Annotated in this window: 15 protein-coding genes; 5 read left to right on the top strand and 10 right to left on the bottom strand. The window is 49.3% G+C overall.

Annotated features, from left to right (window positions below):
- The first annotated feature begins 33 nt into the window (after positions 1–33).
- Complete coding sequence (locus BV910_RS01890) at positions 34–1,035, top strand: metal ABC transporter solute-binding protein, Zn/Mn family (RefSeq protein WP_078146150.1); 1,002 nt, start codon at positions 34–36, stop codon at positions 1,033–1,035.
- Positions 1,036–1,074: 39 nt separating this feature from the next.
- Here BV910_RS01890 and BV910_RS01885 read toward each other — a convergent pair whose 3' ends face one another.
- The 5 genes from BV910_RS01885 to BV910_RS01865 all read right to left on the bottom strand — a co-directional run bounded on the left by BV910_RS01885 (position 1,075) and on the right by BV910_RS01865 (position 6,518).
- Complete coding sequence (locus BV910_RS01885; RefSeq protein ID WP_078146149.1) at positions 1,075–1,521, bottom strand: hypothetical protein; 447 nt, start codon at positions 1,519–1,521, stop codon at positions 1,075–1,077.
- Positions 1,522–1,573: 52 nt separating this feature from the next.
- Entirely contained in the window at positions 1,574–2,029 is a 456-nt protein-coding gene (locus BV910_RS01880; protein WP_078146148.1) for a hypothetical protein, read from the bottom strand.
- Between the two features lie 84 nt (positions 2,030–2,113).
- On the bottom strand, positions 2,114–3,559 hold the full coding sequence (locus BV910_RS01875) for an alanine/glycine:cation symporter family protein (protein ID WP_078146147.1): 1,446 nt from the start codon (positions 3,557–3,559) through the stop codon (positions 2,114–2,116).
- 191 nt (positions 3,560–3,750) lie between these two features.
- Positions 3,751–6,216 carry a CoA-disulfide reductase gene (locus tag BV910_RS01870; RefSeq protein WP_078146146.1) on the bottom strand — a complete coding sequence of 822 codons (2,466 nt, stop codon included), beginning with the start codon at positions 6,214–6,216 and terminating at the stop codon, positions 3,751–3,753.
- Entirely contained in the window at positions 6,213–6,518 is a 306-nt protein-coding gene (locus BV910_RS01865) for a rhodanese-like domain-containing protein (protein ID WP_015880530.1), read from the bottom strand. Before BV910_RS01865 ends, BV910_RS01870 begins: the two co-directional genes overlap by 4 nt.
- A gap of 277 nt (positions 6,519–6,795) precedes the next feature.
- Between BV910_RS01865 and BV910_RS01860 the strand changes: the two genes are divergently transcribed.
- The 3 genes from BV910_RS01860 to BV910_RS01850 all read left to right on the top strand — a co-directional run bounded on the left by BV910_RS01860 (position 6,796) and on the right by BV910_RS01850 (position 8,596).
- A complete protein-coding gene (locus BV910_RS01860; RefSeq protein ID WP_015880529.1) occupies positions 6,796–7,062 on the top strand; it encodes a metal-sensitive transcriptional regulator in 267 nt (88 codons plus the stop codon).
- A 67-nt stretch (positions 7,063–7,129) separates the two neighbouring features.
- A complete protein-coding gene (locus BV910_RS01855) occupies positions 7,130–7,561 on the top strand; it encodes a type III secretion system chaperone family protein (protein WP_015880528.1) in 432 nt (143 codons plus the stop codon).
- A gap of 90 nt (positions 7,562–7,651) precedes the next feature.
- Positions 7,652–8,596, top strand: coding sequence for a DUF4003 family protein (locus tag BV910_RS01850; protein ID WP_240499775.1), 945 nt, complete (start codon positions 7,652–7,654; stop codon positions 8,594–8,596).
- A gap of 21 nt (positions 8,597–8,617) precedes the next feature.
- Here BV910_RS01850 and BV910_RS01845 read toward each other — a convergent pair whose 3' ends face one another.
- The 4 genes from BV910_RS01845 to BV910_RS01830 form a co-directional block, all read right to left on the bottom strand.
- Complete coding sequence (locus BV910_RS01845; protein WP_078146145.1) at positions 8,618–9,340, bottom strand: YwiC-like family protein; 723 nt, start codon at positions 9,338–9,340, stop codon at positions 8,618–8,620.
- Between the two features lie 80 nt (positions 9,341–9,420).
- A complete protein-coding gene (locus BV910_RS01840) occupies positions 9,421–10,062 on the bottom strand; it encodes a YitT family protein (RefSeq protein WP_078146144.1) in 642 nt (213 codons plus the stop codon).
- A 248-nt stretch (positions 10,063–10,310) separates the two neighbouring features.
- Positions 10,311–12,434: an MMPL family transporter gene (locus tag BV910_RS01835; RefSeq protein WP_078146143.1), complete on the bottom strand. Its 2,124-nt coding sequence runs from the start codon at positions 12,432–12,434 to the stop codon at positions 10,311–10,313.
- Between the two features lie 91 nt (positions 12,435–12,525).
- A complete protein-coding gene (locus tag BV910_RS01830) occupies positions 12,526–13,326 on the bottom strand; it encodes a hypothetical protein (RefSeq protein ID WP_078146142.1) in 801 nt (266 codons plus the stop codon).
- A 130-nt stretch (positions 13,327–13,456) separates the two neighbouring features.
- Here BV910_RS01830 and BV910_RS01825 point away from each other — a divergent pair, with 130 nt between their 5' ends.
- Positions 13,457–13,621 (top strand): YycC family protein, encoded by a 165-nt coding sequence (locus BV910_RS01825; protein WP_074034904.1) that lies wholly within the window; start codon positions 13,457–13,459, stop codon positions 13,619–13,621.
- A gap of 14 nt (positions 13,622–13,635) precedes the next feature.
- On the opposite strand, the gene pulA is transcribed toward BV910_RS01825, so the two are convergent.
- Entirely contained in the window at positions 13,636–15,633 is a 1,998-nt protein-coding gene (pulA, locus tag BV910_RS01820) for a type I pullulanase (RefSeq protein ID WP_078146141.1), read from the bottom strand.
- Positions 15,634–15,688: the final 55 nt, after the last annotated feature.

Here is a 15,688-nt window from a genome sequence, read left to right as displayed (position 1 = left end):
TATTCAGATAACTTGAAAGGTGGAAGATGGAAGATGAAGAAAACTTGGTTAGGCGCAGTCGTAGCCGGTACGCTTTTACTTGGTGCGTGTGGAAATACCGAAGGAGATAACGCATCTGAATCGACAGATGGTCAACTGACCGTCTTCGCTTCAACGTTTGCATTAAAATCATTAGCCGAAGAAATCGGTGGCGACCGCGTCCACGTGGAGATGGTCATTCCACCTGGGGCTGATCCGCATACGTATGAGCCAACTTCAAAGCAAATGACACAAATCGCAGAAGCCGACCTCTTTTTGACGATTGGTCATGACCTTGAACCTTACGTCGAGTCTATGGAGAAGAGTTTAGAGGGTCAGAACGTCGCCTTCGTCAAAACAGCCGAGAACGTGAAGTTACTCGATGCGGCGGATACCGTCCATGTCCATGAAGAAGAAGGACATGCTGAAGACGAAGGGCATTCTGAGGACGAGCATGCTAACGAAGAAGCATCACATTCGGAAGATGAGCATGACCACGGAAAGTATGACCCTCACGTTTGGCTCGATCCAACGAATGCTGTATCGATGGCAGAAGCGGTCGAAGCCGCATTCAGTGAGGAAGCACCCGACTATAAGGATGAGTTCGCAGAACGATTAAGCACCTTCAAAGACGAAGCGAACGCCCTCGATGCGGAATTGAAGGCAGCGGTCGAGAACGGTTCGAAATCCGAGTTACTTGTAACGCATGCCGCATATGGCTATTTGGCTGAACGCTATGGTTTCGATCAGTTGCCGATTGCCGGACTTACACCGTCTGAAGAGCCGTCACAACAAGCTCTCAAACGGATCATCGAGGAAGCCCGTCTCCACGACTTGAACTATATCGCATTCGAAGACACGGTCACACCAAAAGTGGCCGAAGTCGTGAAACAAGAGATCGGCGCAGAGAGCGTGACGATCTATAACTTGGAATCGGTCACGAAAGAACAGATGGACAAGAGCTACTTCGACTTGATGCGTGAAAACGTCAAGGCACTTGAGACAGCGTTGAAATAATCAAAATCCCGAAACGAATCACCTCGTTTCGGGATTTTTTTATACTTCTATTCGTCGGTCTAACATCTTCATCGTGACGAGAAGCAGGAGCAGTAGCGATACGATGACGCTCATCATCCAGAAGTCCCCGTCCATGAAGAATGATCGTGTCCACTCTCCTGTACTCAGTCCTAACCACGCTTGACTGACACCAACGCCAATCAGTGCGATTGCACCAAAACGAACCCATGTCATCTGTGGAACGAATCGTTTGCTGACCACATAACTATTCAATACTAAAAGACCGACATACGCGATAAGAAGGACGTTCCAAACTGTATCGAATAGCACCGGTGCCACCCCTCCCGTCACAGCATACCCCCACGTCATGAAGAATACGATGAATGAGATGAGTGTGATGCGATAAAGCGGCTTGATTTTCGTTTGATACGCAAGAAACGGATTGATGATTATCCCGAGCCAGATGAGTGTGCCGAACACATCCATGAGCAAATCCCCTTTATACCATTTATTAACAGTATACCATGGGAATTCACTTTCATTCATAATAAATCAAGACGAATTCTTCCTGGGACGAAGCGATCTCACAAAACTGTTGCAACCGGGTCCAATCTTCCCAAATGATCTCGAATTCATCTTTTGCAACGAATGCCATGTCTTTCACATCATCTCGCCCGAACGCATGCAACGTATCTTTGACGATATGAAGTAACTGCGGGGTCAAGATACCGACCACGACCGCCTGCGCCTCATTGACAATCAACTCTTCGCCGACGAGCGCCATTTCCATGTTATACGTGTCGGCCCCGTCGATATATACCTCGATTTGACTAAGTACGCGTTGAAACGGTTCCACATTCGGAAGCGTCAGCGTATCGTCCCGATCCCGATATTGCTCATGCATATGAATCAACCAGTCTAAAATCATCTCCGGATCCTGATTAAATGACACCCAAACTTCTGGGGAAACACGTACATAATGCGTCGTCTCCATACATGAACGCCCCCTTTTTATGACATTACCCGTCTTATATATGTAAAAAAACCGCCTACTTGAATTCGTAGACGGTTCCTTATATCAAGAACGACTTGTTCCTGTTTGTTGTTCCTCTGTTTCGCTTTCCCAAGCTTCGATGTATTCACGACCAGGAAGATTTTCAACCGAGTCGACATAGAAAACTGGATCTTCTCCTTCGCGTCGCTGTGCCAAGTAGTCATCGAGAACGGCGCGAGCCACTTTCGCCAAGCGGAAGATGGCATACAAGTTCACGAGTGCCATGAGACCCATGAACACGTCAGCAATCGACCAAACAAGGCCGGCAGAGCGGACCGCACCAAACAAGACCATGCCGACAACACCGATGCGATAGAGCGTGACATAGATTTTCTTATCCGAGATGAACTGGATATTCGTCTCACCGTAGTAATAGTTTCCAAGAATCGAACTGAACGCAAATAGGAAAATTGCAATCGTCAAGAACGATGTAGCGACTGATCCGATTTCTACTGTCAACGCGGCTTGCGTCAATTCGACACCCGCAAACGACTCTGAACCGGCTACGCCTGAAATCAAGATGATCATCGCTGTCGATGTACAAACGAGCAATGTATCGACAAATACGCTAAACGATTGAATCAATCCTTGTTTGACAGGGTGCGATACTTCCGCTGTCGCAGCGGCGTTCGGTGCAGAACCCATACCCGCTTCGTTCGAGAAGAGACCTCGACGAATCCCTTGAAGTACCATGGCGCCAATCGCCCCTCCGAAGAGTTGCTCAATTCCGAGGACTCCTTCTGAGAAGATGAGGCTGAAGACGTCTGGTAGAAGGGAAACGTTCGTCACCATAATCCAAATCGCGAGTAAGATGTAGCCACCTGCCATGACCGGTACGATGATACTCGACAAGAGTGCGATCGATTGGATCCCACCGAAGACGACAATGGCCGTCACAATCGCGAGGACAACCCCAACGACTGTTGTGCTGATGCCGAACTGGTTACTCACAGAGAGTGAGATCGTATTCGACTGTACCGAGTTGAACGCGAATCCGAATGAGAACGTGATTAAAATCGCGAACAAGACACCTAGCCAACGTTGGCCGAGCGCACGCTCCATATAGTAGGCAGGTCCCCCACGCCATGTGCGTCCATCACGAATCTTGTACACTTGTGCCAACGTACTTTCGACGAATGCAGATGCTGCCCCAATCAACGCAATGAGCCACATCCAGAAAACTGCTCCTGGGCCACCTAGCGCAATCGCTGTCGCCACACCGGCAATGTTTCCTGTCCCTACACGAGCTGCCGTTCCGATTGCGAAAGCTTGGAACGAAGACACTTGGCCTTTTTCACGTGCTGTGCCCTCTTTGAACAAGAGGCGGAACATTTCAGGAATCATGCGGAACTGAACGAAGCCCATACGAACTGTAAAATAAAGACCTAAAGCAACAAGTACAACGATGAGCACTTGCGACCACAACAAATCGTTTGCTTGCGAAACGAGTTTCTCTACCAATTTCTCCATACTAATCCTCCATCATTCTAAAAATCTCAACAGAAAAAGTCATGTCAACTTTTTTAACATGACTAGAATTATAGGTAAATTATACGAAAATTGCAATATTAATTCGTTTTTTCAATATCATCTCGACTCTTTCTAAAAGCAAAAAAACGAGCCGGAGAGCGCATCGCAATCCGACTCGTTTTCTATTCCGTTTAGATAAAGAGGTTTAAGTTACCGCCTTCTGCTGCGCCGAGATACGCCGCCACACCACCAAGGTCGACCCCATCAATCAACTCTTCTTCTTTGATCCCCATGACGTCCATTGACATCGTGCAAGCTACCATTTTTACGCCTGCCTCTTGCGCCGACTTGATCATTTCTTCGACAGAAGGAACATTCTTGTCGCTCATGACTTTTTTCATCATTTTTTGACCGACACCACCAAAGTTCATATTCGAAAGTGGAAGTTCGCCGGCATGTCCTGGCATCATCATGCCGAACATTTTCTCAAGACCTTGCTTTTTCACTTCCGGTGCGTCCGGTTTGCGGATGACGTTGAGTCCCCAGAATGTGAAGAACATCGTCACGTCTTTCCCCATCGCGGCAGCACCTTGCGCAATGATGAGGGATGCGAGTGCGCGGTCGAGGTCTCCGCTGAAGACGACCATTGATGCACCGTCTCCTGCTGGTGCGCCCGCTTGTGGTACAGCCGGACCTTGTCCTTTTTGAAGGATGGCTTCAACGCGTCCGTTCACGAATTGTTTCGAGACGAGTTTGTTTCCTGTCTTCTTCGCCCATGCTTCGATGTCTGCGAAGAATCCTGGGTCACTCGCGAGCACGCGGAGCGTTTCGCCTTCTCCGAGTTCTGCGACTTTCTTATTTACTTCTAAAATAGGTCCCGGGCATTGTAGACCACATGTGTCTAACACGACCGCTTCCCCGATTGGTGCATTTGTCATTTGTGTTGGCTCCTCTTCTACAACGGTAGCCGCTGTTTCATTTGATGTGTTCGCTTCTTCAAGCGCCTCGAAATCACGATTGATTTGCGACCACGTCTTGTAGCCACCGCTCAAGTTTTTCACCTTGAAGCCGTTTTGACGTAAGATGCGTGATGCGAGATAGCCACGAAGACCGACTTGGCACGTCACGTAAATCGTTTCATTCCGGTCGTAGTTGTCCAAGTTTTCTCGTAATGAGTTGAGTGGTACATTGATCGACCCTGGAATCTTTCCGAGTTCATGCTCGGATTCATCTCGAACGTCTAATAACGTCGCTCCATTTTCCACGAGCTCATCGATTTCATCCCAATGCACGACTTCATTGTCACCGAGGACGACGTTCGACGCGACATACCCGATCATATTGACCGGATCTTTCGCAGAACTGAACGGTGGTGCGTAACTGAGCTCAAGGTCAGGTAGATCGAGGACCGTCAAACCACCCTTCATCGCCGTCGCAATGACGTCGATGCGTTTGTCGACTCCATTGATCCCAACGCCTTGCGCACCGTAGATCTCACCCGTTGTCGGATGGAACAAGAGTTTGAGTGACACCGGCGTCGATCCTGGATAATAGCCGGCATGTGAACCGGGGTGCACGTGGACGGCTTCATACGTCTTACCAGCCGCCTTCAACCGTTTTTCATTCCATCCTGTCGATGCGACCGTCATATCAAACACTTTGGCGATTCCCGTTCCCATCGTTCCGTTATATTTCACGTCACGACCGTTAATGATATCGGCAACGAGACGGCCTTGACGGTTCGCTGGCCATGCGAGTGGCACGACAGTTGGCTCTTGGAAGACATAGTCGAGTACTTCGACCGCGTCCCCGATCGCGTAAATCGACGGGTCAGATGTCATCATTTTTTCGTTTACTCGGATTGCCCCGCGCGTACCTGTTTCAAGTCCTGCTTCACGCGCAATCGTCGACTCTGGTGTAACCCCGATCGACATGATGACCATATCTGTATCGATGACACGACCGCTCGTCAAATGCACCTTCTTCCCTTTTTCAGAGAATGAAGAAACACCATCAGACAATTGAAGCTCGACGCCGTGAAGACGTAAGTGTTCATGGATCGGCGCCACCATCTCGCGATCGAGTGGTGTCATGACTTGGTCTGCCATCTCGACGAGCGTCACATCAACGCCACGCTCACGTAAGTTTTCTGCCATCTCGATCCCGATAAAGCCTCCACCGATTACAGTCGCATGCTTTGGTGCCTTGTCATCGACGTAGCCACGGATTTTATCTGTATCCGGAATGTTGCGAAGCGTGAAGATGTCTTCTGCCTCGTCGATTCCAGGGATGTTTGGACGAATCGGTTTCGCTCCCGGTGACAAGATGAGGACGTCGTATGACTCGTCATACGTTTCGCCTGTTTGGACGTGTTTCACCGTCACCGTTTTCTCGTCACGGTTGATTTTGAAGACTTCCGTCAAATTGCGGATATCGAGTTGGAAACGCTTGTTCATCCCTTCAACGGTTTGAACGAGGAGTTTTTGACGGTCTTGGATAACGTCCCCGATATAATATGGAAGACCACAGTTCGCGAACGAGATGTACTCTCCACGGTCGAACATGACGATGTGATTCTCTTCATTCAAACGACGGAGTCGTGCAGCTGCAGATGCACCACCTGCCACCCCACCGACGATTACGATTTTTTTACTCATTGTCCATTTCCTCCTCTGACGACTTCTCCTGGCCAACTCATCAAGCCATCTTCTATATTGACCACTTTATAGCCTTTCGCCTCCATTTGCCAAGTCGCTTGCGTGCTACGCGCACCTGAGCGGCAAAGAACGACATATTCTTCAGCTGGATCGAGCGTGTCGATCCACTCTGTCATTTCGGATAACGGATAGTTTTTCGCTCCTTCAATATGTGCTTCTTGAAACTCGTCACGTTCTCGGACGTCGACGATATTTACAGGCACTTCAAAGTCCATTTGACGTTTTAAAGCGGATGCTTTCATCATTGATCTACCTTTCTTTTTTCAATTCGATTTATACCATTCGGCTTGGTTGCTGGCGTTCAACAAGTTTGTGATTTGTTGAACATTTCGCTTCCACGTCATTAATATACCCCCTTAGGTATTTAATTGCAAGAATTAAGTTTGACGAAATGTCGAATTTTTCAACATCATCCATTTGGATAGTTGATGCTCGACACATACTCCCCCATGTATTAAGATGAGCCTACACAATAAATAGTTGGGTAACTGAACAATTTTTCCTATAGAGGTGAATGATATGGAACCGTATGTATACGATGCAAAAGTATTGAATCGCATGAAACGAGTGGAAGGACAAATTCGTGCCATCATCCGGATGATGGAGGAAGGAAAAGAATGTCGCGATGTCGTGACGCAATTAAGTGCCGCACGTTCCGCACTCGATCGCGCTTCGACTATCATTGTGGCTAAGAACTTGGAACAATGTATCATCACCGCTCAAGCAGATGGCGAAGATACGTCCGAAACGGTGGAAGAAGCCATTAAAATGTTGATGAAACGCTAGTTCCCCTTGCTTTCCCTGTCCAAATGGGAGAAAGTTAGAGTAACGACTTACTAAGGGGGATTTCCTTGTGAACTTCGAAGAAAAAGTAGAATCATTTAGAGCGCTCGCCGCTGAACGCAACATGACGTTCAAAGAGAGCGACACTGAAACGCACGTCACGTTCTTGACGCGTGAAACAACAAAATCCGGGGCTCAGCCCGTTATGATTATCGCTTTTAACAAAAAGACGACAGATGCTGAGTTGTATGCTGCTACCGTCACGCACGTCCCAGATTACGTAGAAGATTTACCGATTCTTAATGCCTTGAACGAGTTCAACCAGGAGTTCAAATACTTCCGTTGTGTACTCGACAGCGATCGCGATGTCACACTCGCCTCGACACTCGACCTCGACCTCGGTTTCTCACCAGAGATCATCTTGCAACACTCATTCATGATGTTCCAAGCGGCCGACGAAGTGAACGAGTACATGCAGAAGTTGTATACGCAAGTCCAATAACAAACAGCCGCCCCGGACGAATCCAGGGCGGCTGTTTTTGAATCATTCTTTCGAGCGGACTCGTATAAGGAGAAAAAGGAGGAATTGCTGATGATGACACGTTACACCCATTACCTCGAAGCACTCGAAGGAATCAGGGGGGCGACAAAATGGTTCACTGACGATTTCCGACGTTTGATGGCAATCAACTACGCCATGCACGATGCCCCGTTCGATTCGAAACGGTTCGAACACGCTCAAGCGGTTCTGAAACAAAAGACCGGCATGTTCTCAAAATTTCGCGGCAGCAATAATTTCGTCTGGCTGTCGTTTCTCGACGCCAAGTATGAAGACATCGAACCGGCCATCGACGAGGTACTCCGGCTCGACACGTTGCTCGACCGAAAGCACTTCCGCTTCAGTATGTTACGGCCCTTTATCGCGAGCCAACTGATTAACGTTGATGAGCCCGAACGCCGACTCGACGAGGCGAGCGCACTCTATCAGACGTTCAAACGAAATCATCCTTGGCTGACGAGTGAAGAAGACCTGTTGTCCGCCCTCGTTCTCGTTCAAGCGTTCGATGACCACGATGCGTTGAGTCAACGGATTGAGACGTATTATGAAGCGTTGAAAGCACAGCTCCCCCGCTCGAACGAACTCCAACTCGTCTCGCACTTATTCGCCTTTAGTGAGTTATCACCAGATGAGGTCGTCACCCGCTTCTTGGATTGGCACAACTGGCTAAAAAAACAATCCATCGCCGTCAAAAATGAACATCTGCCACCGCTCGCCCTGTTGGCCATCGTCGCGGTCCCGAACGACAATGACGAACGCGACCTGATTGACATCACGAACGCGGAGAAGGAAAAACATCGCTGGTTCCACACACACGCGTTGACCGTCGCCTTGCAACTCGTCGCGGCAAACAACATCAAGGAAGACGCGAGCGATTTACTGTTGCACGGCACGTTCGCGCATTTGCTCGCCATGCAACAAGCTGCGACGGCTGCCGCAACCGTGGCCATCATCTCGAGCACCGCTTCAAGCGACTAAAAAAAGAAGGGTTCCCCCTTCTTAAGAAAATAAATACCAGCTGAGACACCCGAGCACGAACACCGAATTGGCAATTTCGACGATCCCGATCTTCATGATAGGGATCTTTTTACCGTAGAAGACAACCGCTCGGATTAGGCTTGGTGCGTAAGCGAGCGCGAGTAACGGATACCCAAGGACGATGAAAACGGCGACGAGCAAGCCGTGATATCCCCAAGACAGATTGCGATACGACACACTCTTCTTCTCTCGAATCATCGTCTTGACGAAAAAGATACTCCCGAGGAAATAGAGGTACGGCAAGACGAATACCCACACCATCGTCGCGTCGAGCGTACGCGCGCCTAGGTAATAGCTCGCCATCCCACCGATGCAAAACGAGGTGACGGCGCTGACGTCATTCCAGACGTTGCGCTCGTCCTTGATTTTGGCGAAATAGGCGTTCACCAAACCAAACGGAATCATCGCGAGGACGAACCAGACGAGACGCCATTCGGACAGAAACACCGGGATGGCGGCGACGGTGGCAATCGTCAAATACGTGATGACCGTGCGCAACATCTGCTGCGATTTTTTCCGTTGCTTGATGAATTGGAACAAGAAAAATGTGCCCATATAGACGAACAGCCAGGCGATGGCGAACGGGATGTGCGCGAGTGTCCAGCCGCCGACAATGCCGCCGAGTAAGAACGGTAAGATGAGCATCGACCAAGCGCCGTGTTGTTTTGGAATCATCCATTTCATGTGACTCCCTCCTTCTACGTTCAGTGTAGAAGAAAGACGGCTATAAAACTGTGATAAATTTTACAAAACAAAAAACGATCTCAGGCGAGATCGTTTTTTGGTGAAAGTTTGGGTTTGATGACCGCCGGCTTGGTATGTTCAACCACGTCGTCCGCCAACATCTTCGTGACGACCCGACCTGCGATCGAGACCGCGACGAGCGTATACAGTGCATTCGACAATGGTAAATAGATGAGCGAGATCGCCAAGACGATGACATCAAACGTGATGAGAATCGTACCGACCGACACGCCTGTCCATTTCGATAGACCTAAGGCGAATAAATCATCGCCTCCGGTCGCCCCGCCTGACTTCAAGACAAGACCGAGACCATATCCGGTCACAATCCCACTCGCGATGGCAGCGAACAACGTCGCTGGCCATACTTGAATCTCAAACGTGAGCAAGTCGAGACGGTCCCACATCGCATAACTAAGCGACAAGGACGAAGCGGCTAGTACCGCTTGCCCGACAAAACGCCATCCTTTCCACCATACAGCGACGATAAAAAATGGGATGTCGAGCACGATCATCGAAATCGCCGGGTCGATATCAAATAAATAACGACCGAGTAGCGATAAACCGACGAACCCGCCTTCCGCCAAACCAAACTGTTCATTCAAATAATAATAACCGAACGCCATGATCAGCGTTCCGAGCACTATGGTAGCAACTCGTTTCATTCCGATTGTCCTCCCCGTTCTTGACGGAGAGGAGGATCCTCAGTCGTAGCTGCGGTTCCATCTGTTCCATCTCCGATCTTCCGTTTGTTGATTGATACACGTGTAAGCGATCAGTCAACGCTAGAAGTCCGGAAGTTGGAACAGAGGCCATGTCCTCTCGGTATCCATAAAGACCTTCCTTTCTCAAATTGCGCGTAATCTTGTACGTAGTTTACCACACATTTTGATTCAGTTCATGAATTTTACCTTTAGTGCATGTTACGTTTCGGTAAATCTTTCTTTCCGAACCACCACCAGTTCCAATCCCCGAACAGTTTCATGAGAGACGGAACGAGCAGGATCCGGATGATGGTCGCATCAATGAAGATGGCGAGCGCAATCCCCACGCCGAGCTGTTTGATCGGGCTCACACCCGTGAAGGCGAACGCACCCGTCACGACGATCATAATGATGGCAGCCGATGTGATGATTTTACTCGTCTTCGCAAGCCCCATCTCCGTCGCATAGTCATTGTCGCCTGTCTCGCGGTAATATTCCTCGATTCGCGAAACAAGAAATACCTCATAGTCCATCGACAATCCAAAGACGAGTGAGAAGATGAACACCGGTGTCAAAATACTGATTGTTTCTGCATCGTACACATAACCTGATTCAAAAATGATGACGAGTAAACCGAACGTCGCCCCAAGACCAAGCACGTTCATGAGAATCGCCTTGATTGGAATCAAGATGGATCGGAACGCCCACATGAGGATGAAGAAGGTTGCCAAGATGACGGTGATGACCGCATAGGGAATGCTGTCATAAATCTCATCATAAATCTCTTCATTGAAGGCTGCCGGTCCGCCGACTTCAAACCCTTTGTCTCGCCAATCGCGTACGAATGCTTGCGCTTCTTTATCGCTCGGAGGTACGTCGAAGCTGACATTCACGAGCGCCAAATCTGTATTCCCATCAAGGGTCACAAGTCGCTCAAGCGGGGCGAGTTGTTCGGGCGCCGCTTCGACGAGTTGCGTAAACGTCTCAGGGGTCAATCCGGATGTCGTTAAGAAAGTCGAGACGTTATCGACAATATCGACCTCGTTTAACTCATCTGTGAGACTCGTCAATTCCTCTAAAATCATCGGATCGGTCAAATCGTTCGCTTCGAATAAAAGGACCGCATCGGTCGAGTTATCCCCAAACACATCGTCCCACCGTTCGAGCGCCGCTCGTGATTCATAGGAAGTCGGGAGCGCATCGGCGTCCGGAATGTTCAACTCTAGGTCGCGCACGAACCAAAGACTCGGGAGCAGGATCAACAAAGCAATGAGCGTCATCGTCACCGGACGTCTCATCACGAAGCGAGCAAGTTTTTGCCAGCGCTTTTCAGATTTCGTCTCATCTGTCTTGATGATTCGTCCTTTATTCAAGGCGTCACCAACTAAGTAAAGCGACGACGGCAACAAGGTCAGTGCAGATAGCACGGCCCCCGCGACGGCAATGAGGGCACCAAGCGCGACTGCCTGGAAGACATCGACTTGAATAAACAGAAGTCCAGCCAATCCGACAAAGACACATAGACCTGAAAAGAGAATCGAGCGTCCCGCCGTTGCTACCGTCCGGACAATCGCCTCTTCTCTCGATTGCCCGCGTGTTAACTCTTCTCGATACCGATTGACGAGTAACAGTGAAAAATCAATCCCGAGCGCAATCGCAATCATGGCGACGGCATTGAGAACAAAGATAGATAATTCCATGTTTTGCGCAAAAAAGAATAGCGATCCCGCTGCGACAATAAAGGTAATCAACCCGACGAGTAACGGCATGAGCGCGGCGAGCGGCGTGCCGAAAACGAGCAACAACACGACAAGCGCGACCGGAATCCCGATCAACTCCGCTCGAATCAAGTCATTCTTCGAAGCTTCGTTTAAGTCGTCCGCAAATACTGGTTCTCCCGTCAAGCGGACTTCGGTATCTGTATCCACGATGAGCGCGTCTCGGACGGCATCGATTGAGGATTCCGCCGCATCATAATCTTCGAATTCCAGCACGAAATAGGATACGTCCCCGGAACGCGCGTCCGGATTCTCCGCCGGGGTAATCACGCCATCAATTGATGAAATTTCCCCAAAACGGTCTTGTTGTTCGTCCATGACCGCCTCCAGATTTCCTCCTTCAAATAAGACGATCATTGAAGCACCTGCTCGATCAAATCGTTCATTTAACTGATCTTCTACCTGTTGGAAACGTCCGTCTTGAATGGCAAACCCGTTTCCTCTCAACTCACCCGGGAGCTGTAGCCCGAAATAAACTGAACCCGCGAGTAAAATCGCCCATATGAGTAATACGCCATACCGAAAACGAACCAACTGCCTACCTAACCATTCCATTGATGTCACTCCTCCCTGTCTATCCATCTACTTCCCGTTTCTCGATTCATTCATCATCACTTCACAAAAAATTCCTGAACCTAGGTTCGGTTCAGGACTCTTGTCGTTCAAAGACTTGAAGCCAGCTATGGCAAAATCGTGGTGGTGCGGACAAGACGACGAGTCGATCCCCTCGTTCATCTAACAGCATTACCTTCAATAATTGGTTGTCTGCACACACGCTTGAGCAAAATAATTCTTCCTCTCGATGAAACAGTTGGAACGACTCTGTCGATGTGATCGCCGTCGTTTCTCCCACTTGATCGAGAATGACCGTGTCGCGGTTTCCTTCGTATGGAATGCGCCAGGTTTCTTTCGTCTTCACATTTTCAACTAAAAAATGATGAGTTCGTTCATCGAACAATGTCACACACGTTTCAGGTGTGAACCGTTCAAAATCATACGTCCCTTGATACGCTAGCTCGATGATGTTCCCAAAGACAGGGACTTCTTCATAGCGGCTATATCGAAACGTATGATCATGGAGGTTCAAGGCTACGACATCCGATTCGGCTGAATATAAGAAGATGTCATCGCCTTGCCAATAGTGCAAATTGCTAAACCAGTCTCCGTTGAATCGTTGAGGGATCGCATGCGTCTCCATCTGTCCTCGTTGTAAATCAATGACTCCGTAAAGTCCTTTTTCCTGGAACCATGCCACGGCACGTCTTGCATTCGGCTCCACATATAGGGCGCATGGTGTCCATTTCCAGTCGATCTCCCAGCGAATTTGAGACGACTCGTCAAAGAACAAAAATCCAGTTTGCGCCAAGTACAACATCCAACCTTCACCTACACGTTCAAGCCATTCGATCGTTTGATGAAATTGAAAGTCTGCTGTTTGTTTGTACATTTGATCACTTCCTAGTTTCAGCTTAGCAACGACCGAAACGAAATTCGATTTTGAATGTGTTCATTCAACACATTTTCGATTTTCCTGTATACTGACGGTAAAGACATATCGTTTAGAAAGGAGACCTTCCATGCGTCCATTACAACTATCACCAGAGACCGCAGTTGAACTCGCAAAAAAATTAAACGTCCCCCTCGAGGAACTGATGCATATGCCAAAACACATCCTCGTTCAAAAAATGATGCAACTCGAGGCATCTCAAACAGAGGAAGACACACCAAAGGAGACGGATTAACGTCTCCTTTTTGGTTACTGTTCTTTGCGTTTCCGCTTTCTCGATACATACCAGAGACCACCGATTACAGCGAGGGCCGCACCACCGGCCACAGCGTACTTGCTGTAATCTGGGCGACGTTCGGTTACGACTAGTGTCGAGAGTGGAGCGACCGTCATATAACGGTCCTCGACTTGACGTGGCGCCGTCAGATTAACGGTATGGTCCTCCACGTTCACCTCGAACTTGCCAGATGGAAGTTTGACCTCAACCGCCTCCTCGAGTGCGTTGTGGTAGACGATATGTCGTTCTACATATCCTTCCACATGACGGCTCAATTCAAAGGCAATCACACCCTCTGCTTCATCAAAGAAACGCAAGTGTTTGCGAATCTGTTCCGTGTTTTCGAGTCGGAAGAGCGGATACTGCTTACGCAGACGCAAGAGACCTTTCACATATTCCACACTTGGCGCTTCTTGCTCCGCCCGGTTCCAGTCCACACGGTTGACGACTTCGCCTGAATTGAAGCTGTTCTCATCCCCGTCTTTTGTCCGGAAGAACTCCTGTCCACTGTGAAGGAATGGAATCCCTTGACTCAGGAGCACAATCGATGTCGCCAAACGGTGGCGACGGCGACGTGTCGTCTCATCATCTTCCGGATTCGTCACGGACAACTTGTCCCAAAGCGTCAAATTATCATGACATTCCACATAGTTGACGACCTGGTTCGGCTCATCAGCGAAACTTTGGCTCGTGATGCCACCAGCAATCCCACGTTTCACGTCTGCTGTCATGTCCGTGTTGCCGCTCACCCAGCCCGGTAAGTCTTCGATAAAGACGTCTCCGCGGACACCGTCTCGAATCCCATCATTGAATTGGGCGATGCGTGGCATCTTATGCGCATTATGTTGATTCGCTTTTTCACGAACCGGGAGCGGCGTATCCAAGTCCCAGCCTTCCCCGATGACAAGAATCGATGGGTCGACTCGATCGAGCGCTTTCCGAATCTGATTCATCGTTTTGACGTCATGGAGTCCCATCAAATCAAAACGGAACCCGTCAATCATGAATTCTTTCGCCCAGTACGTGACACACTCGACCATGAGCTTACGCATCATCGTACGCTCAGAGGCCGTGTCATTCCCACATGCCGAACCATCCGCGAGTGTCCCGTCTTCATTTAAGCGATAGTAATAATCCGGGACGAATTGACCGAGCGGTGTCGTCAACGCATCGTACGTATGATTGAAGACGACGTCCATGATGACCCGGATGCCCCGATCGTGGAGCGCTTGAATCATTGCCTTCAATTCGACAATTCGCGACGCCGGATCATCTGCCGACGAGGCGTAAGAACCTTCAACCGCAAAGTAATGAACCGGATCGTAGCCCCAGTTATAGTTGTCTTCCCCTTCACGTGACTCATTCACCGAGCCGTAGTCAAAGAACGGCATCAATTGAAGATGTGTGATTCCGAGCGAGGTGATGTAATCGAGTCCTGTCGGGTAACCGCTCGTGGTCGTCGTACCCGTCTCGGTCATCCCTAAGAACTTCCCACGGTGCGTCGCCCCACTCTCTGGGTGACTCGTCAAATCGCGGACGTGCGCCTCATAGATGACCGCCTCTTGTGAAGAATTGAATAGCGGACGTTCTTTGATCCAATGGTCCGGGTTCAAGGATGCCGGGTCAAGTAGACATCCACGCTTCCCATTCACTCCGACGACTTTCGCATACGGATCGAGCGACTCCACTTTCTTCCCATCAATCAGCGCTTCAAATACATAAAATTGACCTTCGAATAAGGCACGGTCGAGTTCGATCACCCACGTCCCCTTCTCAGCCGGCTCGAGCTCGAGTCGTTCAAACTTACGGGCACGGGCTGTTCGATATAACTTGACCGACATCTGTTCCGCTACCGGAGACCAAACTCGTAGTCGAATCTGTTCCCCTTTGAACGTCACCCCTAGGTCTTTCCCGTGATAGGCAACGTGATCTAAGTCTGCATGTGTGTGTTGATCCATTGTACGTTCCATCTCTTCACTCCTTCACTGCTTCAAATCTGCTATCATTATAACAAAACCACACAAA

Origin of the sequence: Exiguobacterium sp. HVEsp1, from assembly GCF_002009685.1 — a bacterium.
Lineage (GTDB): Bacteria > Bacillota > Bacilli > Exiguobacteriales > Exiguobacteriaceae > Exiguobacterium > Exiguobacterium profundum.
The sequence above is the reverse complement of the archived record's forward strand: the minus strand, read 5'-3'. Positions and strand labels throughout refer to the sequence as shown.